General features: G+C 43.6%; 30 protein-coding genes and 1 pseudogene. 9 read left to right on the top strand and 22 right to left on the bottom strand.

What is annotated here, in order from left to right:
- Window positions 1-27: 27 nt before the first annotated feature.
- Window positions 28-978: an FTR1 family iron permease gene (locus tag J2Z37_RS01245; protein ID WP_209808134.1), complete on the bottom strand. Its 951-nt coding sequence runs from the start codon at window positions 976-978 to the stop codon at window positions 28-30.
- A gap of 217 nt (window positions 979-1,195) precedes the next feature.
- A complete protein-coding gene (locus tag J2Z37_RS01240) occupies window positions 1,196-2,041 on the bottom strand; it encodes a nucleotidyltransferase-like protein (RefSeq protein WP_209808132.1) in 846 nt (281 codons plus the stop codon).
- A 413-nt stretch (window positions 2,042-2,454) separates the two neighbouring features.
- On the opposite strand from J2Z37_RS01240, the gene J2Z37_RS01235 reads away from it, so the two are divergent.
- Entirely contained in the window at window positions 2,455-2,799 is a 345-nt protein-coding gene (locus J2Z37_RS01235) for a DUF2614 family zinc ribbon-containing protein (RefSeq protein ID WP_209808129.1), read from the top strand.
- A 109-nt stretch (window positions 2,800-2,908) separates the two neighbouring features.
- Here the strand turns inward: J2Z37_RS01235 and J2Z37_RS01230 are convergent, their stop codons facing one another.
- The 6 genes from J2Z37_RS01230 to J2Z37_RS01205 form a co-directional block, all read right to left on the bottom strand.
- Entirely contained in the window at window positions 2,909-4,651 is a 1,743-nt protein-coding gene (locus J2Z37_RS01230; protein ID WP_209808128.1) for a glycosyl hydrolase family 18 protein, read from the bottom strand.
- Between the two features lie 107 nt (window positions 4,652-4,758).
- Complete coding sequence (locus tag J2Z37_RS01225; protein WP_209808127.1) at window positions 4,759-5,193, bottom strand: Fur family transcriptional regulator; 435 nt, start codon at window positions 5,191-5,193, stop codon at window positions 4,759-4,761.
- Between the two features lie 92 nt (window positions 5,194-5,285).
- The gene (locus J2Z37_RS01220) at window positions 5,286-5,849 is read right to left on the bottom strand and encodes a cob(I)yrinic acid a,c-diamide adenosyltransferase (protein WP_209808126.1); all 564 of its coding nucleotides are present in this window, start codon (window positions 5,847-5,849) and stop codon (window positions 5,286-5,288) included.
- Between the two features lie 101 nt (window positions 5,850-5,950).
- Window positions 5,951-6,736, bottom strand: a complete 786-nt coding sequence (locus J2Z37_RS01215) for an ABC transporter permease (protein WP_209808125.1) — start codon at window positions 6,734-6,736, stop codon at window positions 5,951-5,953.
- Between the two features lies 1 nt (window position 6,737).
- Window positions 6,738-7,532: an ABC transporter permease gene (locus J2Z37_RS01210; protein ID WP_209808124.1), complete on the bottom strand. Its 795-nt coding sequence runs from the start codon at window positions 7,530-7,532 to the stop codon at window positions 6,738-6,740.
- On the bottom strand, window positions 7,525-8,535 hold the full coding sequence (locus J2Z37_RS01205) for an ABC transporter ATP-binding protein (RefSeq protein WP_209808122.1): 1,011 nt from the start codon (window positions 8,533-8,535) through the stop codon (window positions 7,525-7,527). The genes J2Z37_RS01210 and J2Z37_RS01205 overlap by 8 nt, the downstream gene beginning before the upstream one ends.
- A gap of 93 nt (window positions 8,536-8,628) precedes the next feature.
- On the opposite strand from J2Z37_RS01205, the gene J2Z37_RS01200 reads away from it, so the two are divergent.
- Window positions 8,629-9,918, top strand: coding sequence for a glutamate-1-semialdehyde 2,1-aminomutase (locus J2Z37_RS01200; protein WP_280922137.1), 1,290 nt, complete (start codon window positions 8,629-8,631; stop codon window positions 9,916-9,918).
- 32 nt (window positions 9,919-9,950) lie between these two features.
- Here J2Z37_RS01200 and J2Z37_RS01195 read toward each other — a convergent pair whose 3' ends face one another.
- From J2Z37_RS01195 to fabL, 6 genes are all read right to left on the bottom strand, one after another.
- Window positions 9,951-11,690 carry an ABC transporter ATP-binding protein gene (locus J2Z37_RS01195; RefSeq protein WP_342453759.1) on the bottom strand — a complete coding sequence of 580 codons (1,740 nt, stop codon included), beginning with the start codon at window positions 11,688-11,690 and terminating at the stop codon, window positions 9,951-9,953.
- 70 nt (window positions 11,691-11,760) lie between these two features.
- Complete coding sequence (locus J2Z37_RS01190) at window positions 11,761-12,291, bottom strand: DUF402 domain-containing protein (RefSeq protein WP_209808118.1); 531 nt, start codon at window positions 12,289-12,291, stop codon at window positions 11,761-11,763.
- A 29-nt stretch (window positions 12,292-12,320) separates the two neighbouring features.
- Window positions 12,321-12,734, bottom strand: coding sequence for a GNAT family N-acetyltransferase (locus tag J2Z37_RS01185; RefSeq protein WP_209808116.1), 414 nt, complete (start codon window positions 12,732-12,734; stop codon window positions 12,321-12,323).
- A 158-nt stretch (window positions 12,735-12,892) separates the two neighbouring features.
- Complete coding sequence (locus J2Z37_RS01180) at window positions 12,893-13,423, bottom strand: chromate transporter (RefSeq protein WP_209808114.1); 531 nt, start codon at window positions 13,421-13,423, stop codon at window positions 12,893-12,895.
- Window positions 13,423-13,992 carry a chromate transporter gene (locus tag J2Z37_RS01175; protein ID WP_209808112.1) on the bottom strand — a complete coding sequence of 190 codons (570 nt, stop codon included), beginning with the start codon at window positions 13,990-13,992 and terminating at the stop codon, window positions 13,423-13,425. Before J2Z37_RS01175 ends, J2Z37_RS01180 begins: the two co-directional genes overlap by 1 nt.
- 162 nt (window positions 13,993-14,154) lie before the next feature.
- Window positions 14,155-14,910 (bottom strand): enoyl-[acyl-carrier-protein] reductase FabL, encoded by a 756-nt coding sequence (fabL, locus tag J2Z37_RS01170; RefSeq protein WP_209808110.1) that lies wholly within the window; start codon window positions 14,908-14,910, stop codon window positions 14,155-14,157.
- A 295-nt stretch (window positions 14,911-15,205) separates the two neighbouring features.
- On the opposite strand from fabL, the gene J2Z37_RS01165 reads away from it, so the two are divergent.
- The gene (locus tag J2Z37_RS01165; RefSeq protein WP_209808107.1) at window positions 15,206-15,817 is read left to right on the top strand and encodes a superoxide dismutase; all 612 of its coding nucleotides are present in this window, start codon (window positions 15,206-15,208) and stop codon (window positions 15,815-15,817) included.
- Window positions 15,818-15,860: 43 nt separating this feature from the next.
- Here the strand turns inward: J2Z37_RS01165 and J2Z37_RS01160 are convergent, their stop codons facing one another.
- The 4 genes from J2Z37_RS01160 to J2Z37_RS01145 form a co-directional block, all read right to left on the bottom strand.
- On the bottom strand, window positions 15,861-17,015 hold the full coding sequence (locus J2Z37_RS01160; protein WP_209808105.1) for a PAS domain S-box protein: 1,155 nt from the start codon (window positions 17,013-17,015) through the stop codon (window positions 15,861-15,863).
- Between the two features lie 91 nt (window positions 17,016-17,106).
- A complete protein-coding gene (mutY, locus tag J2Z37_RS01155) occupies window positions 17,107-18,165 on the bottom strand; it encodes an A/G-specific adenine glycosylase (protein ID WP_209808103.1) in 1,059 nt (352 codons plus the stop codon).
- A 49-nt stretch (window positions 18,166-18,214) separates the two neighbouring features.
- Window positions 18,215-18,703 (bottom strand): phosphatase PAP2 family protein, encoded by a 489-nt coding sequence (locus J2Z37_RS01150; protein WP_209808100.1) that lies wholly within the window; start codon window positions 18,701-18,703, stop codon window positions 18,215-18,217.
- A 28-nt stretch (window positions 18,704-18,731) separates the two neighbouring features.
- Entirely contained in the window at window positions 18,732-20,099 is a 1,368-nt protein-coding gene (locus J2Z37_RS01145; RefSeq protein WP_209808097.1) for an FAD-binding oxidoreductase, read from the bottom strand.
- A gap of 205 nt (window positions 20,100-20,304) precedes the next feature.
- Between J2Z37_RS01145 and yjjX the strand changes: the two genes are divergently transcribed.
- Complete coding sequence (yjjX, locus tag J2Z37_RS01140; protein ID WP_209808095.1) at window positions 20,305-20,832, top strand: inosine/xanthosine triphosphatase; 528 nt, start codon at window positions 20,305-20,307, stop codon at window positions 20,830-20,832.
- A 312-nt stretch (window positions 20,833-21,144) separates the two neighbouring features.
- On the opposite strand, the gene J2Z37_RS01135 is transcribed toward yjjX, so the two are convergent.
- Together J2Z37_RS01135 and trpB are read right to left on the bottom strand one after the other, a co-directional pair.
- Window positions 21,145-21,402: a YciI family protein gene (locus tag J2Z37_RS01135; RefSeq protein WP_209808093.1), complete on the bottom strand. Its 258-nt coding sequence runs from the start codon at window positions 21,400-21,402 to the stop codon at window positions 21,145-21,147.
- Window positions 21,403-21,426: 24 nt separating this feature from the next.
- Window positions 21,427-22,590 (bottom strand): tryptophan synthase subunit beta, encoded by a 1,164-nt coding sequence (gene trpB / locus J2Z37_RS01130; protein ID WP_209808091.1) that lies wholly within the window; start codon window positions 22,588-22,590, stop codon window positions 21,427-21,429.
- Between the two features lie 232 nt (window positions 22,591-22,822).
- On the opposite strand from trpB, the gene J2Z37_RS01125 reads away from it, so the two are divergent.
- The 4 genes from J2Z37_RS01125 (at window position 22,823) to J2Z37_RS01110 (ending at window position 24,918) form a co-directional block, all read left to right on the top strand.
- Window positions 22,823-23,050, top strand: a complete 228-nt coding sequence (locus tag J2Z37_RS01125; protein WP_209808089.1) for a spore coat associated protein CotJA — start codon at window positions 22,823-22,825, stop codon at window positions 23,048-23,050.
- A 2-nt stretch (window positions 23,051-23,052) separates the two neighbouring features.
- A complete protein-coding gene (locus J2Z37_RS01120) occupies window positions 23,053-23,331 on the top strand; it encodes a spore coat protein CotJB (protein WP_209808087.1) in 279 nt (92 codons plus the stop codon).
- A 24-nt stretch (window positions 23,332-23,355) separates the two neighbouring features.
- Window positions 23,356-23,925, top strand: a complete 570-nt coding sequence (locus J2Z37_RS01115) for a manganese catalase family protein (protein WP_209808085.1) — start codon at window positions 23,356-23,358, stop codon at window positions 23,923-23,925.
- 102 nt (window positions 23,926-24,027) lie between these two features.
- Window positions 24,028-24,918 carry a ketopantoate reductase family protein gene (locus J2Z37_RS01110; protein WP_209808083.1) on the top strand — a complete coding sequence of 297 codons (891 nt, stop codon included), beginning with the start codon at window positions 24,028-24,030 and terminating at the stop codon, window positions 24,916-24,918.
- 52 nt (window positions 24,919-24,970) lie between these two features.
- Here J2Z37_RS01110 and J2Z37_RS01105 read toward each other — a convergent pair.
- Both J2Z37_RS01105 and J2Z37_RS01100 read right to left on the bottom strand, forming a co-directional pair.
- Window positions 24,971-25,150, bottom strand: a pseudogene (locus tag J2Z37_RS01105) (glutaredoxin family protein); the annotation flags it as partial.
- An 81-nt stretch (window positions 25,151-25,231) separates the two neighbouring features.
- Complete coding sequence (locus tag J2Z37_RS01100; protein WP_209808079.1) at window positions 25,232-25,417, bottom strand: hypothetical protein; 186 nt, start codon at window positions 25,415-25,417, stop codon at window positions 25,232-25,234.
- 173 nt (window positions 25,418-25,590) lie between these two features.
- On the opposite strand from J2Z37_RS01100, the gene J2Z37_RS01095 reads away from it, so the two are divergent.
- The gene (locus tag J2Z37_RS01095; protein WP_209808077.1) at window positions 25,591-25,773 is read left to right on the top strand and encodes a hypothetical protein; all 183 of its coding nucleotides are present in this window, start codon (window positions 25,591-25,593) and stop codon (window positions 25,771-25,773) included.
- The last annotated feature ends 25 nt before the right edge of the window (window positions 25,774-25,798 follow it).

Raw genomic sequence — 25,798 nt, 5'->3', positions numbered from 1 at the left:
ATCCCTGTACCTTGGAAGCAGTTTTGTTTATTTAGCGATCTGGACTTTTTCTTGTAAACTGACAGAATCCTTTTTGTTTTCACTAGCAGCGGCTGCTATTTCATTTTTTTCCTGACCCTTATTTCCTTTGCGAAAACGAATCCACCAAATGAGTACGGCAAAGTAACCGATGTACGCAACAATTTCTTCAAAAGAAGGCGAGCTAGAATAGCCGAACATCGCCATCAAAAAGATTCCTATTTGCCCACTAATCAAAGGTTCAATTCCTATTCTACGCAAGTGAGCTTCATCAATTGGATGTTCTGGAAGGATCGTTGAAATATCATACACGTGTTTATTGAGGGAGCCGATAAAACCATAATCCTGCATTGCTCCAATTCCTTGAACCAACAACCCGGCAGCCATCATCATAATGAGAAAACCAGTGACAGTGAAAAAAGTTTTGAGAGGAACACGCACAGTTGTCCGGAAAATCACCCAAGCTAATACACAAGCAGCAATAACACCCAACAAGGCCCCTTTGCTCTGGATCGCTTGAGAAATGTCTCCATGGCTAATTGCCGCAAAAAAGAAAACCGTTTCAACCCCTTCACGCAACACAACCAGATAGGCATGAACGACCATGCCCAGAACACTGCCTGCTGTGACAATTTTATTGATTTTATCCTGGGTCTTTCCGGCAATTTCCTTACTGCTATCAGCCATCCATAATACCATTTGTGTTAGCAACACACTTGAAATTAACATGATGGAAATTCTCATATAGTGTTGAGAGCTCATCGCGGCAAAACCGGTTAGTACGACCTGGAACAAAAGTGCTACGCCAAGACTTGAAATTACGGCTCCGGCAACCCCCGTCCAGACCCATTTATTATATTGTTGTTGGTCCATCTTACGTAAATATGTAGTAATGATCCCAACAATCATTAAGGCCTCTAATACTTCGCGAAAGGTAATTAGGAACGCTTGGAAATCCATTGCAATCCCCCATTTTCATAGTGAATTCCTTATAGAACTTATGCTATTGATAATCATTTTCAATTTTAATGTAAAAAAAAATATCTGTCAATATTAAAAGTCTCCTTGCTAGTAAAAACGCGACCCCTCATTTTTAATAAATGAAAAGCCGCGTTAAACATAAAAATATTATATCCACTTCGCAAAGCTTCGTCAACTTTTTTCGACAAAAAACGACTCAAAAAATACAGTAGGTTTTTTCAAGAAGGCCATTCCGCGAGATTGTCCCTTCCCTGATAATGGATCGCTTCGACATTTTCTCAAGAAGCAGAAGGAGATCGAAATTCCGGTCCGCTATGGAAGGGTGCATAAGGATTTCTTCCACTGTCCACGGTGCCTTGCGGCTCTTTAGTATATCCAGAATAAATTGAACGCAATATTCCATTTTGGAAAGCACCGTAAAATCTAATGCAAGAAGGAGGAGTTCAATCCTTTTATCCAAAGGTTCCTTGGAGGTGACAAGTTCATCATAAAGCTTGTAAACCGTCGGATCTATTGTTTTTAATTGCTCCCATACCGTCGTTTCCGGATGCTCACCTGCTTCCATAATGGCCAGTCTTGCCCAATGGTGTAGGCATTGCAAGGTGCTGTTAAAGGAATCCAGCATATGACCCTCTTTCAAAAACTCCTTGGCCTCAGAATGCTTTCTGACAACCCCCGCAAATTCGATGTATATTCTTTTCTGGTAATAGAATGAATCCCGATTACTAAGATCAGCTCGCAGGCTTGCAACAATCCCCCTTGGATCACTAAGGACCTCACCTAACAGAAGCCACTGCGTCACTTGACGGTGATTATCTTCAAAAACAGACTGGTAGATTTCCTTCTGGTCCATCCTTCGTTTTTCAATGATCTTCCCATTATATTTGTGATGGCTAATCTTCGAATCTCGAAGTTGATTTTGACCGATAATTAGAAAAAATTCATCCGCCCCGTCAAGAATCGAACTCTTCGGATTGGAGGAAACCACCCGAATAACCGATTCGTCCTCTTCAACTGGAAAAATAACGTGATCTAGGCTCATGGAAGACCCCCTTTTTGCCTAAATAATAATTTCTTCTTGCTTAGTAATCTTCTACAGAAATAATCAATTTCCTGCTTTTTTTCCTGTGCAAGCGAATTTCCTTTTAAACAAGCTTTATGCTATACTTGGGCTGTAAGAAAAGCTTCTATCAGAGCCCATTCGAAGAAGAGGTATCCCTCTTTAGAGGAAGCTTTTCATGCCGATAGGGATGTCAATTCGAAGAAGCCTATACTTTCCTATGCGGATAAAAAAGTAAGGGGGCTCATCCCCTAATCAAATTCTTAGTAAAGGGGTCAGACTCCAGTCGAAATTTGTCGAATAGGTTAAGCGATCCTATCCCTACACATTTGTACAGGAATATTGTTTCGACAAATTTCGACTGGGGTCTGACCCCGAAAATTGGGGTGTCTTTCATGCTTTTTTCAGGTAAATTAAATAAACTTCGAAATCTAGCTATGCTCATGTGTTTCTTTGGAATTGGCGTAATGTACATTGGATATGCCGGATTTGCTGGATTTTTGGGTAGTTTCTTCCACCAATCGTATATCTTCATGAGCTGTTTTCTCGTGCTTGGTTTACTGTTTATTTTTGGTAGTGCCATTTTTTATATGTGGATTGGGATGTTGTCCTCCAAAGCACACCAAGTGGTCTGTCCAAAATGCAATAAAGTGACGAAGATGCTCGGTAAGGTGGATGACTGTATGTACTGTAAACAAACCTTATCTGTTGATCCGAAGCATGCTCCGAACCAAGTATAAAGGTAAAACCCGGTCGTTATGACCGGGTTTTACTATTTGGGATGACGGACACTGGGGCCTGAGTTGCTAGGCGGAACGAGCGTCCGTTCATCATTCTAGCCCACCCATTTCACGGCCTCTTCTCCATCGTGTCCACGATCGCGTCCCAAATAACTGGCTGTTCAAATCCCCTTCTCCAAGAAGCCATCCCAGCCAGATCATACTTTTTCACCAACTCTACCCGTTTTTGCATGGATCCTTTTTCTTCCAACCACATTTTATAAGTCACCGCAGGCACTTTCTCATCTTTAAACTCCACATACATTTGTCCTGATGCCTCATCATATTTCGGCTGCAGCCCTCTTTCCTTGATCCAATTCTCTGCCTGCATCATGCTTAGTGCTTTGGAAGTGACCTTCACCTGATCGTTTGCATCTTTCTCTTCCATCCAAAGTCTCGTGTAATAGGGTACACCTAATAACAGCTTGGATGCTGGAACTTCCTCCAAGACCCCCTTCATGCCTTGCTCTACCCAAGGCATAGAAGCCACAGAGCCTGCTTTGGGGCTTGAAGCCCAATGTTCGTCATAGGTCATAACGATCATATAATCGACCACCTCTGCCAATCTGGCCCGATCATAAAATAGCGACCATTGTTCGCTCGTTGATTTGATTGTTATATCCATGGAAACAACCAGATTCTTTTCATGCAGGTAAGGGGTTAGCTCACGAACGAATTGCACCAGATTCTGCTTGTCCTTTAGATAAACATTTTCAAAATCTATATTGATCCCGTCCAAATGGTACATCTCTGCATATTGAAGAAGCTGGGCAATCATTTTTTGGCGTGTTTGCAAATTGGCTAGCGCAGCCGTTGTCCAATCCGGGTTAAAACCATTGCTAAACAGCGCCCATACCTGATACCCCTTTTGATGTGCCCATTTGACATAGGACAAATCGGCCCGAGAAGCAAGATCCCCCGCTTCATTACTCAGTTCAAACCAAGTTGGAGAGATGACGTTTAGTCCAGGCATCGTTTGGATCTTCGCCGTTTCCGGATTTTTACTAACAACATGCTCCCAGGTTAAATTGATTTTTCCGCCAAGCGGACTCCATGGAACACGTTCCTTTCCCTCCACATTATGAATGATCTGTTTAATCTCCCCAAGCTGTACCTGATTTTTGTCAAGGAACCCAATTAAACCGTTTTCTTTTTGCGCATAGTACCATCCATTTTTTTCAGCATAGATTTCAATTGTTTCTCCCGCCTGCAGCATATCTATATAAGGCGCTTTCAACGTGGGACCAGTCCGCAAGAAAAACTCCCCATCCCCAATGACATTCCCTAACTGGACGGCATCCCCGGAACGTTCAATCTTCACAACCCCGGAACCATCATCGTACTTCGCACGAATGGGATAGATATTTTCTAAAGGTTCAATGGGAAGATAACGAATCCCGTCTTCCTCTTTTACTGGTACTTGCACAGAAAATGGCTTGGCATTTACAAAGGCCTCCAGCTGATCCTCCACAAATGTTAACGTCTTATCTTTGGTTGTAATAATTACGGTCTTGCTTTTCTCATCCCACGCCAAGCTCTCATCGACGTTCTCCTTCACAAAATCAAAGGATAAATAGACTTTCCCCTGTTCAACCCATGCGGTTTGGTTAGGAAATACTTTCCCTCGATCTGTCAGTGGATAGGAGATGTCTGGAAAAGCCTCCACCTGCTCCCGATTGGGCATTCCAAAGATATACCAGATGACACTCAAAGATATAACAGCAAGCAAAATAAAAGTAAAAAAAGCAGGCCGGAATAAGGATCTCCCTCTCCTCACCCGCCTGCGCGTCCGATGATTGGTCTGTAGCTCCATCTAATCCCCTCTCCCAATAAAAGAACCCAGGCTAAATACCGTTGACGAACGGGGTCAGAGGTCTGACCCCGAAAGTTTTAGCACTGGGTCTTTGTTGTATTATATCTTTAATTTTTCTCTTGTTGGCACGTTTCACAGGTTCCAAAAAAGTCGAGCCGATGGGAATCGATCAAAAAACCGGTAGTTTTCTGTGCCTCCTGTTCTAGCCCCGTAATTGGCGGGTAGGGAAAATCTACAATCCTTTGGCAGGAAACACAGATACAATGATAATGATCCGTAGTATTTCCATCGAATCGGCTGGAAGCGTCGCCAAAGGTAAGTTCCCGAACCAATCCGGCTTCCTTGAACAATTTTAGATTATTATAAATCGTAGCTACGCTCATATTTGGAAAGTTATCTTCTAATTCCCGATAGATCTCATCGGCTGTTGGGTGGCTTGTTGTTCCCATAAGATATGAAAGGATCGCATAGCGCTGTGGCGTTAAACGAACACCGTTGTTGCGAAGTTTTTCTATGGCCAGATCTACTCGTTCCATTGACATCACAGTGCACTCCCCTTTCGTAGAACATCCTTCTTTTCTCCTATATTAAAGTCTACTTGGCAATCGATAGAATTGTCAACCAAGCAAATATTTTATTTCAAATCTTCTTCTGCGTGCAGTGTGGGCTCTACCACGCCGATTTTGTGATTCACATATCTCGCAACGACAAAAAGAAAGTCAGATAGTCGGTTGAGATACTTAATCACGGTTGGATTCACTTCCTGTTCAAGCTGTAAACTGACCGCTCTTCTTTCCGCTCTGCGGACAACCGTTCTAGCCACATGGAAGGTTGAACCTGCGGGGCTCCCCCCTGGCAGAATAAAATTGGTTAGGGGCGGCAAGGCGGCATCCCACTGATCAATCTTTTGCTCAAGAAGTAGCACATCATCCTCCGTAATCGGCCAGCCGACCTTTTTCCCTGGGGGGGTGGACAATTCTGCTCCAACATGAAAAAGCTTTGTTTGTACGACATGAAAGACCTCTCGCAGGTCCTTCCACTTTTCCTCTGCAGGCAAATAAGCAAGGGCCATCCCAATCAAGGAATTTGCTTCATCACAGGTACCGTACGCCTCGACCTGGGCAGATTGTTTCGAAACTCTCTTTCCATAGACCAGACTCGTTTCCCCTTTATCCCCGGATTTTGTATAAATTTTCATCGGTCCCATCCTTTTCTATCAGTGATTTGGCTTGTACTCACGTCTTCCTATTTAATTTATGCAAAGGATTTGCGAATTCCTCCAGAATCTTGGCAAAATCATTAAGAACCTGCACCACGATAGTTTTTCACACCAAGATTCCACAGCCATACCCCAATTACAAAAAAGACAATTCCCATCACCGGAGTAATCCATACATAAACAAATAAATCCTCTCGACCGAGAAAATAGGCTGAAGGATATACCCCGACAAAGGCAAAGGGCAAAATCCAGGTTAAAACAAAACGAATCACTTTATTGTAAATGTCTACAGGATATCTTCCATAGCTCTGGATGTTATAAATCATCGGCGAAATCCCTGTTTTTGCGTCTATAAAAAATCCTAAGGAAGCTATCGCTATATAAACTCCACCATAGAGGAATACCCCAGAAAGAACTAATAAAACAAAGACAAAGGGATCATACCAAGCAATTTCCAGGTCTAATTGGTATCCCGCATAGCCCATAATAATCAATCCAGTGAATACTCCTGCAAGGGATTCTGGATCCATCGTCTCCAGCACCACTTGGAACAAATGATGTGCCGGTCGGGTTAGGATCCGATCCATTTCCCCTTTAATAATATATTTCTCCTGGAATTCCCAAAAGTTGAAAAAGGTTGAAAAAACAGCAAAGGGGATTAGGAAAAATCCGTAAATAAATATGATCTCCTGTTGGCTCCACCCTTTGATAAAATTCGTATGTTGAAAGACAACCAGGATAAAGACCAGATTGACAATTTGCGAAATAAAATCAGATATAAGCTCATTTAGCAGATCGAGCCGATAGGCTAATTTGGTTTTCAGGTATTGCTTCAAATAATCAAAAAACAATTCACCGTAAAACATCTTATCCCCCTTGCACCACTAGGGCGTTCTTCGCCTTGATCCACATCAAATAAAGCGGCAGCAGAAGCACAACAACCCAGATCAACTGAATTAGAATCGCACCTCCAATTTGTTCATTCCCCATCGCCCCTGCAAAAATCATCCCGGGTAAATAGCTGATGGCCTGGAAGGGCAAAAAGTGAAGAATAGACTGCGCCCACCCCGGATAAAAGCTAATCGGTAAAATGAGACCAGAGAATAGGTCAACAACCACCCTTTTGGCCCGCATAAGCCCCTCATTATTGAGTAGAAAGAATGTGAGCACACCTGTGATCAGGTTAATCTCTGTATTAATTAAAAAGCTCAAAGCAAGGCTCACTGAATACCAACCCCATGTTTCTGGACTGCTTGGAAAGGTGAGCGGGAAAAAGAGGGCGACGATCAACATGCCCGGCACAGAAAAAAAGAGCAGACGGAAAATCCCTTCACCGAGAGCCTGCATCATCTTTACCGCTAAGTAATTGTAGGGCCTGATCATCTCAATAGCGACTTTCCCATCTTTGATCTCCAATGCCATTTCCCGATCGATGTTGTTAAAATAAAAGGCTCTTGCCATCCAGGAAATCGCCACATAGGTTGTCATCTGAGAGGGTGTAAGGCCACCCATTGACCCCTGCCCGGAATAAATCGCATCCCAAAGAAAATAATACGCCCCAATATTGATACTGTAGATGATGATTCCGGAATAATAGTTCACGCGATAAGCCAGCATCATTAGGAAGCGGATCCGAATCATTTCCAAATACATGCTAGGCATAAGTAGTAAACCCCTTTTGATAAATCTTTTGCACGATTTCTTCCGTGCTGACTTCCTCAATCCGAAAATCTTTGACTTCGATGTGGGGGGCAACACATGCCAATAATTCTGATACGGTCATCTCATTGGATTCAAGAATGGCCCTAAATTTTAGCGGATTCTCCTGCTCCCAGCGAATCGGTAAGTGCCCAGTCAAGGCGGTCAACTGCTCGAGCTGAATGCGGTGTGTGAATTCGATAGCAGCGCTTTTTCCACCGCCCCAATTTTCTCTTAACTCTTGCAGTTCACCGTCATAAATAATTTTCCCCTCATCGAGCATCACAACCCGTTGGCAAAGCGCCTCAATATCAGTTAAGTCATGGGTTGTTAGTAGTACTGTTGTACCGTAACGTGCATTTAGCTCCTTGAGAAATTCACGGATCTTTAATTTAACAAGGACATCAAGGCCAATCGTCGGTTCATCCAAGAAAAGCAGCGGCGGATTATGAATAAGGGCTGCTGCCAGCTCACAACGCATTCTTTGCCCCAAGCTTAATTTTCTTACCGGACGATTTAAGAGATCCTCAATTTCTAAAATCTCGATGACCTCATGCATATGTGTCTGGTATTGTTCATCAGAGACCTTATACACCTTTTTTAATAGCCGGAACGATTCCTGAACGGCGATATCCCACCAGAGTTGGCTGCGCTGACCAAATACCACGCCAATCGTCCTTACAAAAGCCTCTCTCTGTTTATGAGGATCCCTCCCATTCACCTGAATGGATCCGGATGTGGGCTTCAGAATCCCGGTAAGCATTTTGATGGTTGTCGATTTTCCAGCCCCATTTTCTCCAATATAGCCAACCATCTCCCCCTTCTTCACGTTGAAAGAGATTCCGTCGACTGCCCTGACTATATTAAATTCCCTTGTAAACAAATCCCTAATCGCCCCACTGAGTCCTTCCCGGCTGCGATAGGATTTGAATTCCTTGGTTAAATCCTTCACTTCGATACTATACATATCATCATTCCTTTTAGTCTTTTGCAAAAAACTAGAAAAACTGCTCACAATTCTTTATGATACAGTAGTATATCATTTTTGGGGAGGGATATGATGAATCGCAACACTTCTGATCAATTATATGAACAAGCCTTGGATTCTATTGTTGGCGGGGTGAACAGTCCATCCCGCTCGTTTAAGGCGGTTGGCGGAGGTTCACCTGTCTTTATGGAACGGGCCAAAGGCGCTTATTTTTGGGATGTAGACGGGAATAAATATATTGACTACCTAGCCGCTTATGGACCAATTATTACCGGTCATGCACACCCGCATATTACAGATGCAATCGTGAAGGCCGCTGAAAATGGGGTACTATATGGAACCCCTACCAAACTTGAAATTACTTTTGCCAATATGCTTCGAGAAGCTATTCCCTCGTTGGAACGGGTTCGTTTTGTCAATTCCGGCACAGAGGCAGTGATGACCACTATTCGTGTAGCACGTGCCTACACCGGAAGAACAAAAATCATCAAATTTGCAGGTTGCTACCACGGACACTCTGACTTGGTGCTTGTGGCTGCTGGCTCAGGACCGTCCACGCTCGGGATCCCTGACAGCGCTGGCATCCCACAAACGATAGCAAGTGAAGTCATTACGGTTCCATTTAATAATATTAGCACGTTCCGCGAGGCGATGGAAAAATGGGGAAATGAGGTAGCGGCTGTATTGGTTGAACCGATCGTCGGAAACTTTGGAATGGTCGCACCCGCAGAAGGATTCCTTGAAGCGGTCAAGGAAATCACGCATCAACATCAGGCTTTGCTCATCTTTGACGAAGTGATTACTGCCTTCCGTTTTATGTATGGAGGAGCGCAAAATCTGTTGGGAATTGAACCGGATATTACGGCAATGGGGAAAATCATCGGCGGCGGTTTACCGATTGGAGCTTATGGTGGACGACAAGAGATTATGGAACAGGTGGCTCCGCTTGGACCAGCATACCAAGCAGGCACGATGGCCGGAAATCCTGCCTCTATCTCTTCCGGGATTGCGTGTCTTGAAGTGTTAAAACAGCCTGATGTTTACGAGCAACTAGATCGGTTGGGTGCAATGCTGCAAGAAGGGTTGTTGTCAGCAGCAGCGAAGCATGGGGTTTCCTTGCAGGTAAACCGGATTAAGGGCGCCTTAAGCACTCATTTCACGGATGAGCCTGTTGTGGATTACGATACCGCCGGAAGATCGGATGGAGAAAAATTTGCCCGCTTCTTCCACCTCATGCTGGAGCAGGGAATAAATCTGGCTCCATCTAAGTATGAAGCGTGGTTTATTACAACGGCACATACTGAGCAGGACATACTGGAAACGATTGAAGCAGCAGAGAATAGTTTTGCGCAGATGGGGTAGAGGGTAAGGCGGATCTCCTGTCCGCCTCCCCCCTACAAATCTTGCACCGTATACAGCTTATAATAAGCCCCTTCGGCCGCCATTAGTTCCTGGTGGGTCCCCATCTCCTGGATTCTCCCATCCGAAATAAGGATGATTCGATCCGCATGGGTAATGGTTGATAATCGATGGGCCACGATAAAGGTGGTGCGATCCTTTGCTAATCGTTCAATGGATTGCTGAATGAGCTGTTCTGATTCAAGATCGAGTGCGGATGTCGCCTCATCCAAAATTAAAATTCGCGGGTTTTTCAAGAATACCCGAGCAATCGCAATTCGCTGTTTTTGTCCTCCGGATAATTTTACCCCACGCTCGCCAATTTCCGTGTCGTAGCCATTTGGCAACTCCATGATAAAATCATGGGCATTGGCCGCCTTCGCTGCTGCCATAATCTCTTCCATACTGGCATCTGGATTCCCCATGAGGATATTCATCATGACCGAATCACTAAACAGAATATTATCCTGCAAGACCAAACCGATTTGATCCCTCAAGCTGTGTAGAGTAACATCCCGAATATCCACGCCATCCATGCAAATCCGTCCCTCTGTCACATCATAAAACCGAGGCAACAGACTGATCATCGAAGATTTTCCGCCTCCACTCATGCCGACCAAGGCAACCGTTTCCCCTTCTTCAACCACGAGGTTAACATTGCGCAGGACCAGATCTCCGGATTCCTCGTAACGAAATGAGACATTGTCATATACCACCCGACCTCTCACTTGGCCCAATTCCAAAGCTTCTGGTTTATCCTGTACATCATACTTTTCGTCCAGCAAATCAAACATCCGATCCATCGAAGCAATAGATTGGGTCAAAGTGGTTGATGAGTTTACAAGCCTGCGGAGTGGGCTATAGAGCCTCTCAAGATAGGCGTAAAAAGCAACAAATGCTCCGATCTTCAACTCGCCCTGAATTACCTGATATCCTGCATAGCTTATAACCAACAGAGGCGCTAAATCCGTCACAGTATTCGTTACGGCAAAGGTCTTTGCATTCCAAACGGTGTGATCAATCGCTTTCTGGAGGAAATTTCGATTCATTTTTTCAAATTGCTTTTGTTCATGCTCCTCTAAGGCAAATCCTTGAATAACCGGCATCCCCTGGATTCGCTCATGCAAATGTCCCTGCACCTCTGCTAAGGCTTGGGATCTGACTTTCGTTAACTTTCGCAAACGTTGGTAAAAATACTTGACGGAAAATCCATAAAGCGGGAAGACGGAGATGGCAACAAGCGTCAATCCCACATCCATAGATAGCATAATCGCAATTGCAATGAGCAAAGTCACTAGATCCAGCCAAACATTCATTAAGCCCGTTACCACAAAGTTTTTTGTCTGTTCCACATCATTGATCACGCGGGAGATAATTTCGCCAGCTTTTGTGTTTTGATAATATCTCAAGGAGAGCTTTTGCAAATGGGCAAACAGACGATCTCTGACATCAAAGAGAATTTGATTGGACGAAAGTTGGGCATAATATTGGCGAAAATATTCAATCGGATAACGAACAATAGTAAATACGAAAAAGGTAACCAGCATAATCCATGCCAGCTCCTCTATTTTTTCCGCCTTTGGCCGATCCGTCAAAAGCAGATCATCAATAACATACTTCATGATTAACGGTAAAATTAAGGGTATGCCAAATTTAATTATTCCAATGAAAATAGTAGAAATAATCATCTTCCAATAAGGTCTGACAAAGATAAAGTATCTTTTGATACTGTCCACTTGATTCCCCCCTCTCTGATGTGTATGCTTGGAAAATCAAAAAACCTCCTTTAGCACAAAGGAGGAGTTTCTACGACCTGTTCTGCAGTGTCAAAAACCGTTCATACCACCGTTCCACAAACCCTGGGTGAAAGGCACCGCGTTTCTCATGGACCCAGGCCACTACTTCCTCCGCCGCGCGGTTCACTTGTTGAACAACATCGGGCGGATAATTCATTAATTGTCCGTGAAGATTAAATTCTTCCTTATCCAGAAGAACAAAAGACATATCTGGATAGACCTTCACATCCAAATCATAATCAATATAAGATAACACCTCATGCTTCATGGTAAATGGAGATCCAATATTACAATAGTAGTAGATCCCATCCTCACGAATCATGGCAATCGTATTAAACCACTGGCCACGGCCAAAAGTACATATTGCTGGCTCCCTAGTCCGCCATTCTCTGCCATCGGATTCTGTTACTTTGACATTATCGTTTGCACCTATGACCACCGAATCGCTAACGTGAAGAACCATGGTCTTATCCCATGATCTGTGAAATGATTTATCATGTTTATAACTTTCTACTCTAATATAAGTTCCTGGGGAAGCCATTGTTCTCTCCTTTCGCGTGGTAAATCAAATCATGATGAAAGGATCTTCGATAAGGTAATAAACTGTTCCACTTGATATCCTAATCTTTGGTAAAAGGGAAGAACGGTCGTATTATCCTGATTTACCATTATAAAAACACGTGTTGCCCCTTTTTTCTTAAATCGTTGTTCCAATGCTTGTACAAGCGCTTTACCAACGCCATGTCCCTGATAGCCAGGATCCACTGCCAAACGATAAAAGTAGCCGCGGGTACCATCCAATGTACCGACAATAACTCCCACTACCTTTTCTTCCATCTCGGCAATAAGCACTAATTCGCTGTCCCAAGCCAACTGCTTGGCGAGGGCGTCTAGTGATTCCGTTTCTGTTTGTTCTAATCCAGTTTCTCTCCAAATCATCGTGATGGCTGCATAATCTCCTAAGCGAAACGACCTAATTCTCACGGTTGCGCCCTCCCTTTGATCTCTTTCTATTGTACACTATTAAAAAATGAATGTCTGCTTTTGCAAAACGGATAGAGCAATTTCAGTTTTAAGATACTTTTCATTATACACTTATTTTATTCCATGCAACCTTAAAATTCTTGATTAATGAACGAAAACTAGCTTAAAAATACAGCCCCATAGACTAAAGAACCGCCAATTACAAGGGCGGGGTGGACTTTGATCCGTTCCATAGCCCAAAAACTACCAAGGGCAAGAATAGCCGTGTGGATCCACCCGCTAGACTCCCATGCAGCAACAAGAAATTGGTAGGCAAGAACAAGAAGTAAAACGGCAACGACAGGTTGAACGGATTTGGTCAGTTCTTTAACATAGGGAGAACTTTTAAATAATGTAACAAATTTGAAGAGGAAAACCATGGCTACTGCAGTAGGCAAAACAGTTGCGATCAAGGCTAGGATACTGCCAAGAGGTCCAGCAACCTGGTATCCGATATAACTTGACATCTTCGTGGCAATTGGACCTGGCAAGGCATTAGCAATTGCTAAAACATCTCCAAATTCCTTTAAGGTCAGCCACTTATAATGTTCCACTACCTCGGCCTGAAACAAGGGGATCGTTGAGGGGCCACCGCCATATCCTAAGATATTGGTAATAAAAAACACCCAAAATACTTGTAGGTAAATCATTAAGAAACACTCCGCTTCGTGTCCGGTTTGTTTGTTGAAAAATAAGTTTTTATGAATGCATAAGCAATAAACACCACGATCATAATCGCTGGATGGATATCCAACAGTTCAAGGGCGAGAAAGGAAATAACCAGCATCACGATATTTGTAGTCATACCGAGGCCGATCCAACCTTTCTTCAAAAATTGATACCCCATCACCGCAAGCATCATTCCAATTACCGGACCAACTGCTGCGATCATGCCTTTAATAATCCTCGATTCACCCATGGCATAAAGAGTACTGAGCAGGGCAATTAATGCCACTACCGTCGGAACTACTTGGGCCAATATCGCAATTAGAGCCCCCATCTTCCCCTTTACCTTATACCCGATATAAGCGGCCATCTTCGTGGCAATCGGCCCCGGAAGCGCATTCCCTAAAGCTAAAACCTCGGCAAACTCATCATCGGTCATCCATTTAAACCTTTCTACAGCTTCATAACGGATTAACGGAATGGCAGATGGCCCCCCACCATATCCAAGCAGTCCCGATCGTGTAAACCCAATAAACAATTCTTTATAAGACAATCTTTTCCACCTCTTTTAACCTTATACTATCCCTTTAGAAAACTTAAAATTATTAGAATCAAAACACACTTATAATCTATCACACCTTCCTTGCCTATGTATAGACAAGAAAAAAAGGAACACCTTGAGGGTTAGAAAAACCTTCTGTGTTCCCTGTTATATTTAACTTAATAAAGAAACGCCTCCGTCGACAATTAAAGTTTGTCCGCGGATCATCTTGGCTTGATCAGAAAGGAGAAACATGACTGCATCCGTTAAATCCGAAGCCTCTACCATTCTTCCTGCAGGAGTTCTGTTTCTAGCGTCGGTCAAAATTTCCTCTCTGTTCGGAAAATGTTTTAATGCTTCTGTATCAACTGCACCACCCGAAACGGCATTAACAATAATGTTTTTGGATGCCAATTCAACAGCTAGATATCTTGTCAGAGCTTCTAACGCTGCCTTTGAGACCCCGACTGTTGTATAATTTGGGATCACCCGAATCGATCCGATACTTGACAGGCTGACGATCGCTCCTCCGCCATTTTTCTCCATCAATTTGGTGGCTTCCTGGGCACAAAAAAGCAACGCTTTCGAATTAATATCCATCGTCCAATTCCAATGCGATTCTTCTAATTCCAATACCGGACGGAGCACTCCAGATGCTGCGTTATTCACTAAATAGTCAAGCCTTCCAAACTCCTGATCGATTTCCTCAAACAACGCTTTTATTTTATCGCGATCACCAACATTCGCCTTTACTAAATGTACCTTGACACCCTTTGCCTCTAATTCAGCAGCCGTATTTGCTGCCGCCGTGCGATTTCGCAAGTAATTAATCACCAAGTTGCAGCCTTGGTCTGCCAATCTATGTGCAATCTCCCTGCCTATTCCGCGGGAACCACCTGTAACTAATGCAACTTTTCCTTTAAACGACATAATAAACTCCTTTACCTTTTATCTTTCTATAAAGTTTACAACTAAACAGCAATAGTAGTACTTGTTCCTAATCGCCACAAATTATACCATACTCCCTTTATAATTGCTCAGCATGAATTTTTTGGATTTACTTAAGTCATCCTATATGAAGGTTCTATTTAGAGGGGGTTTTTAATTAAATGATTAATAAGATATAATAAGTTTATACATTTATTATACATGAATGTTGATTTAGTTAGACGTCTTGATTATAATAAGTATGGAAGAAACTACATATTTTTGAGGAGGAGTTACCATGCCAAAATACGAATTGCCAGCATTACCTTATGCTCCAAATGCACTTGAACCTCATATCGACGAACAAACAATGAACATTCACCATGATCGCCACCATGCGACTTATGTTAACAACCTAAACGCCGCTTTGGAAGGTCATGATGATCTTTCCAGCAAGAGCATTGAAGATCTTGTTTCCAATATGGATGCTATTCCAGAAAATATCCGCACTGCTGTAAGAAACAATGGCGGTGGACATGCTAACCACTCTTTATTCTGGGAAGTAATGAGCCCTAATGGCGGCGGACAGCCAACTGGTGAAGTAGCTGACGCCATCAACAGCGCTTTCGGAAGCTATGACAAATTCAAAGAAGACTTCGCTAAAGCTGCTGCAACCCGTTTTGGTTCTGGTTGGGCTTGGCTAGTAGTTGACAATGGCAATCTTGCTGTAATGAGCACACCAAACCAAGACAGCCCATTGATGGAAGGCAAAACACCAATCCTAGGTTTGGATGTCTGGGAGCACGCTTACTACTTGAAGTATCAAAACAAGCGTCCTGACTACATCGGAGCTTTCTTCAACGTAATCAACTGGGATGCTGTAAACAAGCGTTTGGCAGCTACTCGCTAATACAATGAACGAAAAGGGGTCGACTACTTGTCGACCCCTTTTCTCATTCTGCTGTATGAGAATACAAAAGATACCGCTCCGCCTTTCGCAAGGCATCTTCTGCTTCCTTTCTCGCCGTACTATCCTGGACGATCACCATGAACAAAGGCGGGACCTCCGAATCAGAAATTTGCACCCTTACATCTGCAGGATAAACCGAACCGTCCTTTCGCAGGATAGAGCTTTCAAAAAAGATCATTTGCTCTTCCCCTTCTAGTAAGGGAGTCATCAGTTGTTCTATAGCCTCCACAGTCATTCCCGGCATGAGATCTAGTAAAGTCAATTGAGAGAGTTCCTCTAAGGTATACCCTATATTCCGACAGGCGCTTTGATTCGCGTGGGAGAAACGCATGGCAGCAGCTTCAAAAATATAGATTTCGTTTAATGTATCATCAAGGATTCGACCGAGCCGAATACATAAATCCTCCGTTCGCTTGATTTCTGTCACATCGCTGCAAACCCCTAGAATCCCGATAATATTTCCATATTCATTTCTAATTGGGTATTTACTAACCTTTCGATAACTTGTCTCACCGTTTGAATCAATCGTTTTTTCTTCAAAATACTGCATATCTATGGTTTTCATAACCTTTGCATCATGCTTGCGGATCGCCATTGCCATTTCCTCAGGAAACAAATCAAAATCTGTTGCCCCCAGAATGTCCTCTATATTCCGGTTCATTGCTGCGGCGTATTGTATGTTGGCATACGTATATCTCAATTGTAAATCTTTCACCCAAACCAAATCAGGGAAAGAATCAAGAATAGCTTGTAATTCTAGCAATTTCTCTGGCCATGTCATTTGCCTCTTTTTTCGTTCGGTCACATCTCGGATAATTCCAATAAAACACTTTTCATTTTCATTCAATGGATGTGATTCCGTAATGGTAATCATAAGGGACAGCTCGAAGCCATCCTTGCGCCTCCCTGTAACCTTTCGACCCAACCCGATCACCTTAGACCCTCCATCCTGGTGACTCGGGAATAAATCCGGAATAAGAAACTTAATACTATGTCCGATCAATTCAGTGGATGAAAAGCCAAACATACTGACTGCCGCCGGATTGACAGAAAGAACAATTCCCTTTTCATCCATCATGATGACACCATCTGATACAAGCGTGAGGATGGAATCCGTCGTCGTATTCCCTGTGTGCATTTGAATCCTCCTTTCCTTTGGGACCTCCCCATTTACTCCCCGAAAACTTATGGTTCATATTCCATAAAGAGCCATGAAGTTCCTGCCAGGGCTATTTACATGTCGGATTTGTTTCTGCAAGTATCTTTTGAAAGGCTACAGGGAATGAATACTGATCCAACTCACTGCGCGCAACCCAAACCTCCCCAACGGAGCTGTCCAATTCATCTACTTCGATTTCATATACTTCCATCTTCCATTGCAGGTGAGAAAATGTGTGCTGGTATTCCATTCTTTTTCCTCTTATTTGACCAGAAATGTGATGGGCCGCATGAAGATGATCTAACAATTGATCTACTGTCCCTTCAACATTTGGCAACTCCCAAAGGCCCGCCAACAAGCCCTGCTCCGGCCGTTTGCGAATAAGTATTTTACCCGCCCGATCAAGTAGGGCAACCTTCATTTCTAACGGTTTCGGCGGTTTAGCTTTCCCTTTTACCGGCAGCAGCTCTTGTATACCAAGCTTTTTTGCCCGACAATGGCCCACAACTGGGCAATACTCACATTTCGGAGATTTCGGCGAACAAATCAGTGCCCCCAGTTCCATTAATGCCTGATTAAAAAAAGAGGGGTTTTCAACCGAAATGATTTCACGAATGGCCGCTTCAAAGCGTTTTCTCGTTTTTGCTTTTTGAATATCATCTTCAATATGCAGAATTCTTGAAAGAACCCGCATCACATTGCCATCCACTGCGGGCTCAGGTTTATCATAGGCAATGCTTAAAATAGCCCCTGCCGTATAGGGGCCTATTCCTTTGATTTCAAGAATCTTATCTGGTTCGTCAGGCACCTTTCCAGCATAATTTTCCTGCACTTCCTTTACCCCGGCATGCAGATTTCGTGCACGGGAGTAATATCCTAAGCCCTCCCATTGTTTGATGACGTCATCAAGATCAGCCTCAGCTAACCGATCAATGCTTGGAAATCTTTGCATGAACCGTTCAAAATACGGAATTACCGTGTCGACACGGGTTTGTTGGAGCATGATTTCGGATACCCAGATTTTATAAGGGTCTCGGTCTTTTCTCCACGGTAAATCCCGCAAATTTCGTTCAAACCAATAGAGTAAATCATGTTGAAATTGTTCTGTTTGAAATCCTGTTAACGTCATTTCTTTTCTCCTATTTCTGTGGTTAACCTGATGCAAAGTAGTCTCTGTACTACATTTCCCGATTAGGATTCCTCTTTTGCTGCTTCACCCATTTGGGAAGATGTAAAACGATGTAGGAGATAGTCATTCCAAAAAGGGCACCTCCAATCACATCAGAAACATAATGTACTCCCAGATAAACCCGGGAACCCCCAATCAATAGGGCAAATACGAAGAAAATAACCCCTGCCCGCAAGAAGAAGGCAGAAATCGTAGCAGCCGCAGCGAACGAGATCAAGGTATGTCCGGACGGAAAGGAATACGATGTCGGAATCGGGATCAGCAGCTCCGCTGGATCCAAGACAGGGCGCGGACGCTGAATGAAGTCCTTTAAGACATCCTGGGCAATCGCCCCGAGTGCAATGGTGATCAAAAGATACACCCCGGCCTTGCGCCACGTTTTTTTTAGCAGCATGATAAGGCAAATGAATATCCATATCATCCCATTATTACCTGCCTGACTTAGTCCGATCATGAGGGAATCCATAATGGCGTTCAAAAATAAAACCTCTCCTCTTCAGTCTCAATTAATCTCTCGGGATGACCTTCCCCGGATTCAAAATATTATTTGGATCGAACATTTTCTTTAGATTATTCATCACGTCCAAAGCCTGGCCGTGTTCCTGTCGCTGATACTTCATCTTTCCAACCCCTACACCATGTTCACCCGTACAGGTTCCACCCCGTGAGAGGGCATATTCTACAATCGCGTGATTCACATCCTCCGCGCGCTGAAGATCACTAGAATTGGCGGGATCCATAATAACTAAGGTATGGTAATTTCCGTCGCCAATATGTCCCAAAACGGCACCGTCCAGTCCAGACGCCGTGATCGCCTCTCTGGCGTTTTCAATTGCCCCAGTCAACTCTGACAAAGGGACACATACATCTGTCAGCATGAGTTTTTTCCCAGGATTACCGTGGATGAAGGCATAGGCAAGGTTATGCCTAGCTTCCCATAGCTGGGCCCGTTGCAAAGAATCGGTTTCAAATTTAAAACCTAGACATTCCTCTTCCTTTGCCAGTGCCTGGGCAAATTCCACATCCTGCTGCAAACCAGATTCATTCCCATGGAACTCAAGAAAAAGGGTAGGAGCTTCTGGATAGCTTGTTCCACTATGGTGGTTAACCTGCCCAATCGAGCGCGCGTCGATTAATTCAATCCGCGCAACCGGAATACCAGCAGAAAGAATGGCCACCGCTGCATCTACAGCTTGTTTCACCGAGGGAAAAGCTGCCCTTGCTGCCATAATGACTTCCGGGATGCCGTAAACTTTCAAAGTAAGCTCTGTAAAAACCCCTAAAGTTCCTTCGGAGCCAACAAACAATCCATTCATATGGTAGCCTGAAGATGATTTGGCTGCAAGACCCCCGGTATGAATAATCGTCCCATCTGCCAAAACCACTTCCAAGTCTCGCACTTGATCACGCATCACCCCATAGAGAACGGCGGTAGTCCCGCTTGCGTTCGTTGCAGCCATGCCACCCAATGTGGCATCTGCCCCCGGGTCAACAGTGAAAAACAAACCGTGTTTTTTCAATTCTTTATTAAGTTGTGAGCGTGTCACACCTGGTTGCACCTTTACCAGAAAATCAAAAGGACGGATTTCCAATATCTGATTCATCAGTTGGAAATCCATGGAGATCCCTCCCTGATAAGGGATCACATGCCCCTCCAGCCCCGATCCCACACCAAAAGGTGTGACTGGAATCTGATGTTGGTTGGCAAACTTCAAAATATCACTTACCTGTTTTGTATCGCTAGGATAAACAACGACATCGGGAAGATGTGGATCATGGTGTGACTCATCATGGCTATGTTGGGCCAATACCGTTTCATTGACTGTCACTTGCTCTTCAGGTATTATACGTTTTAATTCTTGTACGATGTTCATCTCTATGTCCCCCTACGGATTATGAGTTTTTCTTACCCTTTAGAAGGTTTTAGTTTATAGTGTTAAAATAGAAGTAAACCTTCCGCGGGCTTGAAATGTCCTACTAATGATTGACTCAACTACATTTTCGGAAAATCTTCAATAGATGCTTTCTTAATGATAGATATTTTCTGACGATGCTTCAATAGAAAAGAGGGAATTTATTATGATACATATTGCTTTAGGTTCAAAAAACACAGTGAAAATTGAGGCAGTCCGTTCCGCCTTTACCCAGATGGGTTATACCTTTGAAATGGAAGAAATTGAAGTTTCCTCCGAGGTTTCTGCACAACCCTTTTCAGATGATGAAACGATTGAAGGGGCCATCAACCGTGCTAAAAACGCCTTGCATACAGCTGGACCAGGCTGTGACTACGGTATTGGTTTGGAAGGAGGCGTGACAGAGACACCCTATGGGGTTTTTCTTTGCAACTGGGGAGCGGTAGTGAGCCGCACGGGAAAAGTGGGAATAGGTGGCGGACACCGCCTTCAACTGCCTGAAGAGATTTCAACACAACTCCGTACTGGCAGGGAACTCGGAGATATCATTGACAAATGGGCTGGAGGACAAAACATTCGCAGTAAAGAAGGAACCATTGGCGTCTTAACGCGAAATCTGATTTCTCGAAAAGACATGTTTTCCGATGTTGTGATATGTGCTTTTGCCCCGTTTTTGTTAGAGGAGGATGAATGATTAGAGTGAAGGGTTCTTTTTAAAGTGGACCGTAGAGACGTTAATTCTTACCTAATGCCCAAATCCGAAGCGTATCCGGACCCAAAAGACGCTATTCCCCTCTTAGGCATCATATATTCAAAGATTTAAAGCAAATAAGGTCTCCTGAGTCCTCCACATCCCTTGAAAAGGGGGATTTTGTCCAAATAAGGTCTCCCGAGACCGATTGTATTTGCGAACTGATCGGCGTGGTTTGGGCTAATCCCCCCCCCTATTCCAACTTATACTTCAAAATAAAAAACGCCTGGCTTCCCAGCCAGACGTTACTTTATTTTAAGTAATGTTCCACTCAAAAAGTTCCAAGCGGCGGACCTTATTGATTACATATGGATCATTTTCTGCCAATTCCTTCGCTTCCTCGTAAGAATTTGCGATGTAGACGACCAATCCGCCCTTTCCTTCACCAAATGGACCTTTGGCAAAGATTTTTCCTTGTTCCTTTAGATTGTTTAGGTAATCCACGTGTTGTGGACGTAATTCCTGATTTTTAACTGGATCGATCATGTATAAAACTGCTGCGTAATGTGCCATTATGATACTCTCTCCTCTTCTAAACTATTTCTTCAACATTCCAAACACTTGCTCGACATCCTTGTCTCCACGGCCAGAGATGTTGACGATGATGATTTGATCCTTTTCCATGGTTGGCGCTAGTTTTAATGTATGGGCTACGGCATGGGCGCTTTCTAATGCTGGGATGATCCCTTCTACACGAGATAGGACCTGGAAGGCTTCTAATACTTCCTCATTGGTTACAGTAACGTACTCCGCTCTTCCTATTTCCTTTAGATAACTATGCTCTGGTCCGATCCCGGGATAATCAAGGCCTGCGGCAATCGAATAGGTAGGCTTCGGGTTCCCTTCCTCATCTAGCAGTACCAAGCATTTGAAACCGTGGATCATAGCTGGAACGCCTTCGGTTAAGGTTGGAGCCTGATCTGGTTCAACGCCAATCAAGCGAACCTCTGGTTCATTAATGTAATGCGCAAAGGACCCAATAGCATTGCTTCCACCACCTGTACAAGCAATGACTGCATCAGGCAAGCGGCCTTCTTTTTCAAGGATTTGCCTTTTGGATTCTTCGCTAATAATCGATTGAAAATGCTTAACCATGGAAGGAAAAGGATGTGGCCCCACTGCGGAACCTAACAAATAGAACGTATTCTGGTAATTCTGCACGAGGTCATTCAAGGCCTCGTCCACCGCATCCTTTAAACGCCCTTGCCCCTTTGCAACGGAAACCACCTTCGCCCCTAAGAGCTCCATGCGGAATACATTTAGTGCTTGGCGTTTGATATCCTCGGCACCCATGTAGATCACGCAATCGATGCCAAACATGGCACAAGCCGTTGCTGTGGCAACCCCATGCTGTCCGGCGCCTGTTTCGGCAATGACCCGCTTCGCTCCCATTCGCTTGGCAAGTAAAATTTGGCCAATCGCGTTGTTAATCTTGTGTGAACCCGTATGATTTAGATCTTCCCGTTTCAGGTAGATCTTCGCGCCGCCAAGTTTTTCGGTAAGCTGTTTAGCATAAGTAAGCGGATTTTCGCGGCCTACATATTCCTTTAAGATATACTTTAATTCTTCATTGAACTCCGGGTCATTCTTGTACTTATCGAATTGCTCGGCAAGATAATCAAGAACCTCCTGCAATTCCGGCGGGACGAAACTTCCACCATACTGTCCAAAATAACCCTTTTCATCTTTTACTACGCTCATCTCTTTTCCTCCTCATCATTGCAACTTTCGACTGATTCGCCGTGATGCACTCTACTAAGCTTCCCCTATTATACCAGAAACCGGTATTGAGTAATACTCCTTGTCCCGGTAATTTTCCCTCAAAATCGACACCTTTTTTGTTGTCTTGTTCACTATATTACTGGTTCTAAACATTTTGTCCCGCGAAATAAACTGTCTAATGTGTATGCACCAAGATCGAGGAGGGAAGAGCATGTATACCGTGCGAAAAAAGTATCGCCCCTATATCAGTCCCTTTGACCCGTGTAAACCAATGGTTATAAAAACCTATGAAACGCCGCCACAGCTTTACCTTGGATTCCAACCCTACAATCTTCCACAGTTTCAACCACACGAGGCCTTGAGGCTTGGCACCTTGTGGCCGGCATTGTACGCCCCCTACACAAATCCTTATGAAGATTGTGATAGAGGAGATGATTGAGTATGAGCGAGCGCAAATGGACAGATGAGCAGAAAAAGCAATATTATGAAATGCTTGGAGAGATTCAGCAGGTTGACTTCGTTCTGGTGGAGTTAAATCTTTATTTGAATACACATCCCCATGACCATAAAGCCATCAATCAATACAATGAATTTGCCCAAAAATCCATGGCCCTGAAAAACAAGTTCCAGTCGATGTTTGGTCCACTCACCAACTTTGGAAACAGCTTCTCAACCTATCCCTGGAGTTGGGATGACGCTCCGTGGCCCTGGCAGGTCTAACTATCAATTAGGAGGGGTTTTCACTTGTGGATCTATGAGAAAAAGCTTCAATATCCCGTTCGCGTGAACAAATGTGATCCAAATATGGCGAAATTCCTTATTGAACAATATGGTGGAGCGGATGGAGAGCTGGCGGCAGCCCTCAGATACATGAATCAACGATACACTGTTCCTGATAAAGTCATTGGGATCCTCAATGATATTGGAACAGAGGAATTTGCTCATTTAGAGATGATCGCTACAATGGTCTATAAGCTTACCAAAGATGCGACTGCAGAACAAATGAAAGAAGCAGGCCTTGGAGGCCATTATGCCAATCATGATAAAGCATTATTCTACCATAACGCAGCTGGAAGCCCTTGGACAGCTACTTATATCCAGGCCAAGGGTGATCCGATTGCCGACCTTTATGAGGACATTGCTGCCGAGGAAAAAGCCCGCGCAACTTATCAATGGCTCATTAACATGACAGATGATGTGGATCTGATCGATAGCCTCTCCTTTCTTCGCGAAAGGGAAATCGTTCATTCCCAGCGGTTCCGTGAAGCGGTAGAAATTCTAAAAGCAGACAGGGAACAAAAAAAGATATTCTAGGCAAAGCAAAGGAGTGGTTCAACTATTTTATATAGTTAAACTATTCCTTTTTCTGTTATTATTAAAGTATCATATTGTTACAGAAAATGACGGAGGTGTCCAATGAGGGTTTTAGTGGTTGGAAAAGGGGCAGTTGGGGGTTATTTCGGAGGAAGGCTTCATGACTCTGGTGCGGATGTCACCTTTCTTGTTCGAAGAAAGACAGATGATCTGCAGGTTCAAAGTGTTCATGGCGATATGACCTTGAAGATTAAATCCATTGTCTCGGGTGAGCAGGTAGAACCTTTTGATTTAATTATCATGTCTACAAAAGCCTATCATTTAAAGCAGGCCATTGAAGATATAGCTCCTTATGTCGGGGAAAACACGACGGTTTTACCTCTTCTTAACGGTTATTATCACCTGGCACAATTACAAGAGCGGTTCCCGCATGTCTTGGGCGGACTTTGCTTTATTGAATCAACCATCGGTCCAAACGGTGAAATCATTCAAACCAGCAAACGCCATGACATTATTTTTGGAGAAATTGACGGTCAGAAATCGGACAAGGCTCAAAAAATTTCCGATCTATTTAGCAAGGCACAATTTAAATCTGTACTTACAGATGATGTAAAAACTGCAATGTGGAACAAATATGTCTTTATTACAGCATTAAGCGGAATTACGACAATTATGTATACGTCCATGGGTAGCATCCAGGAAAGCCCTTATGGAACCGAATTGTTCCGTGACTTGTTAGCAGAGATTAATGCTGTAGCTGAAACGGAAGGGGTTCAAGTATACTCCCCCGAGAAAAATGTGGAGATTGCCACCGCTATGGGTCCAAAGATGAAAGCCTCAATGCTTCGCGATATGGAGAAAGGGTTGCCGACAGAAGCGGATCATCTTCAAGGTGAACTGATGAAGCTTGCTGAAAAACATGGGATATCCGTCCCATTGCTCAAAATGACTTATAATCGCCTACGAATTTATGAGGTGGAAAGATTGGGATAAAGATAAAGAAGAGGCCAACCCTGCTATAAAGGGTCAGCCTCTTTTTGTTTGTTTAATCGAGTGCCGCTTTAATTTGTTCCGGATCAAATCCGATCAGAACTTTCTCCCCAACCTTGAAAGTAGGGGTAGCGTTAGAACCCAACGCGATCAGTTCATCGATATATTCCGGATTTTTCCGGATATCTCTAATTTCGACCTCAATCTTTTGGTCTTCCAGCCAAGCCTTGGCTGTATGGCAAGGTGGTCAGGTAGGTTGTGAGTACATAATTACTTTCTTATCCATTTTCATTCACTCCTATGTATACACGATTTATTATCCAAGTGGGTTCATCTGAGCCAGAAAATCTTTTGCTTTCTTCTGAACAAAGTCAAAAACCTCTCTTTGCTCTTCAGAAATTTTCCCGTGTTCATTTTCAAACTCTTGTTCAAGCGATTTCAAATAAGTTGGCAGTGCTTCACTCACAGTAGACAACAATTGTTGAATCATGTTCATATCCATCATCTATCATCCCCTCTCTTCACTGATTTAATAAAACGCACTTATTTCCATGATAGCCATCTTAAAGTCTGTTTGCAATTCAAATCAATTCCCGCCGGAAAAATGGTAACATGAAATATTCCCTTTCAGGGGATTATGAAAATACCACAAAAACAACGAAAGGAGAAGTTTGAATGATGGATCAGACGCCAACTCATGATTTTCTTGAGCAGGATCATGTTTCAGATGTTCAATGGATTCAAAAAGATTTTATGATGTTTGACGACCCCGAAGAAGCTGAACAATATCTTCGTGATGAATGGTTTGGGACTGATGGCCAAGGTCTAGATCATGAAACAAATCTTTATCAAGGGTAAGGGGCTGGCTAGGACCCGTAACACT

This window comes from Ammoniphilus resinae, from assembly GCF_017873965.1.
GTDB lineage: Bacteria > Bacillota > Bacilli > Aneurinibacillales > RAOX-1 > Ammoniphilus_A > Ammoniphilus_A resinae.
The sequence above is the reverse complement of the archived record's forward strand: the minus strand, read 5'-3'. Positions and strand labels throughout refer to the sequence as shown.

Coding starts and splice junctions, on each gene's coding strand:
- trpB (WP_209808091.1), bottom strand. CDS start 22,590: ATGAGCGTAGTAAAAGATGAAAAGGGTTATTTTGGACAGTATGGTGGA.
- yjjX (WP_209808095.1), top strand. CDS start 20,305: ATGATACATATTGCTTTAGGTTCAAAAAACACAGTGAAAATTGAGGCA.
- J2Z37_RS01095 (WP_209808077.1), top strand. CDS start 25,591: ATGATGGATCAGACGCCAACTCATGATTTTCTTGAGCAGGATCATGTT.
- mutY (WP_209808103.1), bottom strand. CDS start 18,165: ATGACGTTAACAGGATTTCAAACAGAACAATTTCAACATGATTTACTC.
- J2Z37_RS01200 (WP_280922137.1), top strand. CDS start 8,629: ATGAATCGCAACACTTCTGATCAATTATATGAACAAGCCTTGGATTCT.
- J2Z37_RS01165 (WP_209808107.1), top strand. CDS start 15,206: ATGCCAAAATACGAATTGCCAGCATTACCTTATGCTCCAAATGCACTT.
- J2Z37_RS01205 (WP_209808122.1), bottom strand. CDS start 8,535: ATGTATAGTATCGAAGTGAAGGATTTAACCAAGGAATTCAAATCCTAT.
- J2Z37_RS01125 (WP_209808089.1), top strand. CDS start 22,823: ATGTATACCGTGCGAAAAAAGTATCGCCCCTATATCAGTCCCTTTGAC.
- J2Z37_RS01215 (WP_209808125.1), bottom strand. CDS start 6,736: ATGTTTTACGGTGAATTGTTTTTTGATTATTTGAAGCAATACCTGAAA.
- J2Z37_RS01135 (WP_209808093.1), bottom strand. CDS start 21,402: ATGGCACATTACGCAGCAGTTTTATACATGATCGATCCAGTTAAAAAT.
- J2Z37_RS01100 (WP_209808079.1), bottom strand. CDS start 25,417: ATGGATATGAACATGATTCAACAATTGTTGTCTACTGTGAGTGAAGCA.
- J2Z37_RS01190 (WP_209808118.1), bottom strand. CDS start 12,291: ATGGCTTCCCCAGGAACTTATATTAGAGTAGAAAGTTATAAACATGAT.
- J2Z37_RS01220 (WP_209808126.1), bottom strand. CDS start 5,849: ATGAAAATTTATACAAAATCCGGGGATAAAGGGGAAACGAGTCTGGTC.
- J2Z37_RS01160 (WP_209808105.1), bottom strand. CDS start 17,015: ATGCACACAGGGAATACGACGACGGATTCCATCCTCACGCTTGTATCA.
- J2Z37_RS01240 (WP_209808132.1), bottom strand. CDS start 2,041: ATGAGCCTAGATCACGTTATTTTTCCAGTTGAAGAGGACGAATCGGTT.
- J2Z37_RS01225 (WP_209808127.1), bottom strand. CDS start 5,193: ATGTCAATGGAACGAGTAGATCTGGCCATAGAAAAACTTCGCAACAAC.
- J2Z37_RS01145 (WP_209808097.1), bottom strand. CDS start 20,099: ATGAACATCGTACAAGAATTAAAACGTATAATACCTGAAGAGCAAGTG.
- fabL (WP_209808110.1), bottom strand. CDS start 14,910: ATGTCGTTTAAAGGAAAAGTTGCATTAGTTACAGGTGGTTCCCGCGGA.
- J2Z37_RS01110 (WP_209808083.1), top strand. CDS start 24,028: ATGAGGGTTTTAGTGGTTGGAAAAGGGGCAGTTGGGGGTTATTTCGGA.
- J2Z37_RS01180 (WP_209808114.1), bottom strand. CDS start 13,423: ATGATTTACCTACAAGTATTTTGGGTGTTTTTTATTACCAATATCTTA.
- J2Z37_RS01230 (WP_209808128.1), bottom strand. CDS start 4,651: ATGGAGCTACAGACCAATCATCGGACGCGCAGGCGGGTGAGGAGAGGG.
- J2Z37_RS01245 (WP_209808134.1), bottom strand. CDS start 978: ATGGATTTCCAAGCGTTCCTAATTACCTTTCGCGAAGTATTAGAGGCC.
- J2Z37_RS01210 (WP_209808124.1), bottom strand. CDS start 7,532: ATGCCTAGCATGTATTTGGAAATGATTCGGATCCGCTTCCTAATGATG.
- J2Z37_RS01235 (WP_209808129.1), top strand. CDS start 2,455: ATGCTTTTTTCAGGTAAATTAAATAAACTTCGAAATCTAGCTATGCTC.
- J2Z37_RS01120 (WP_209808087.1), top strand. CDS start 23,053: ATGAGCGAGCGCAAATGGACAGATGAGCAGAAAAAGCAATATTATGAA.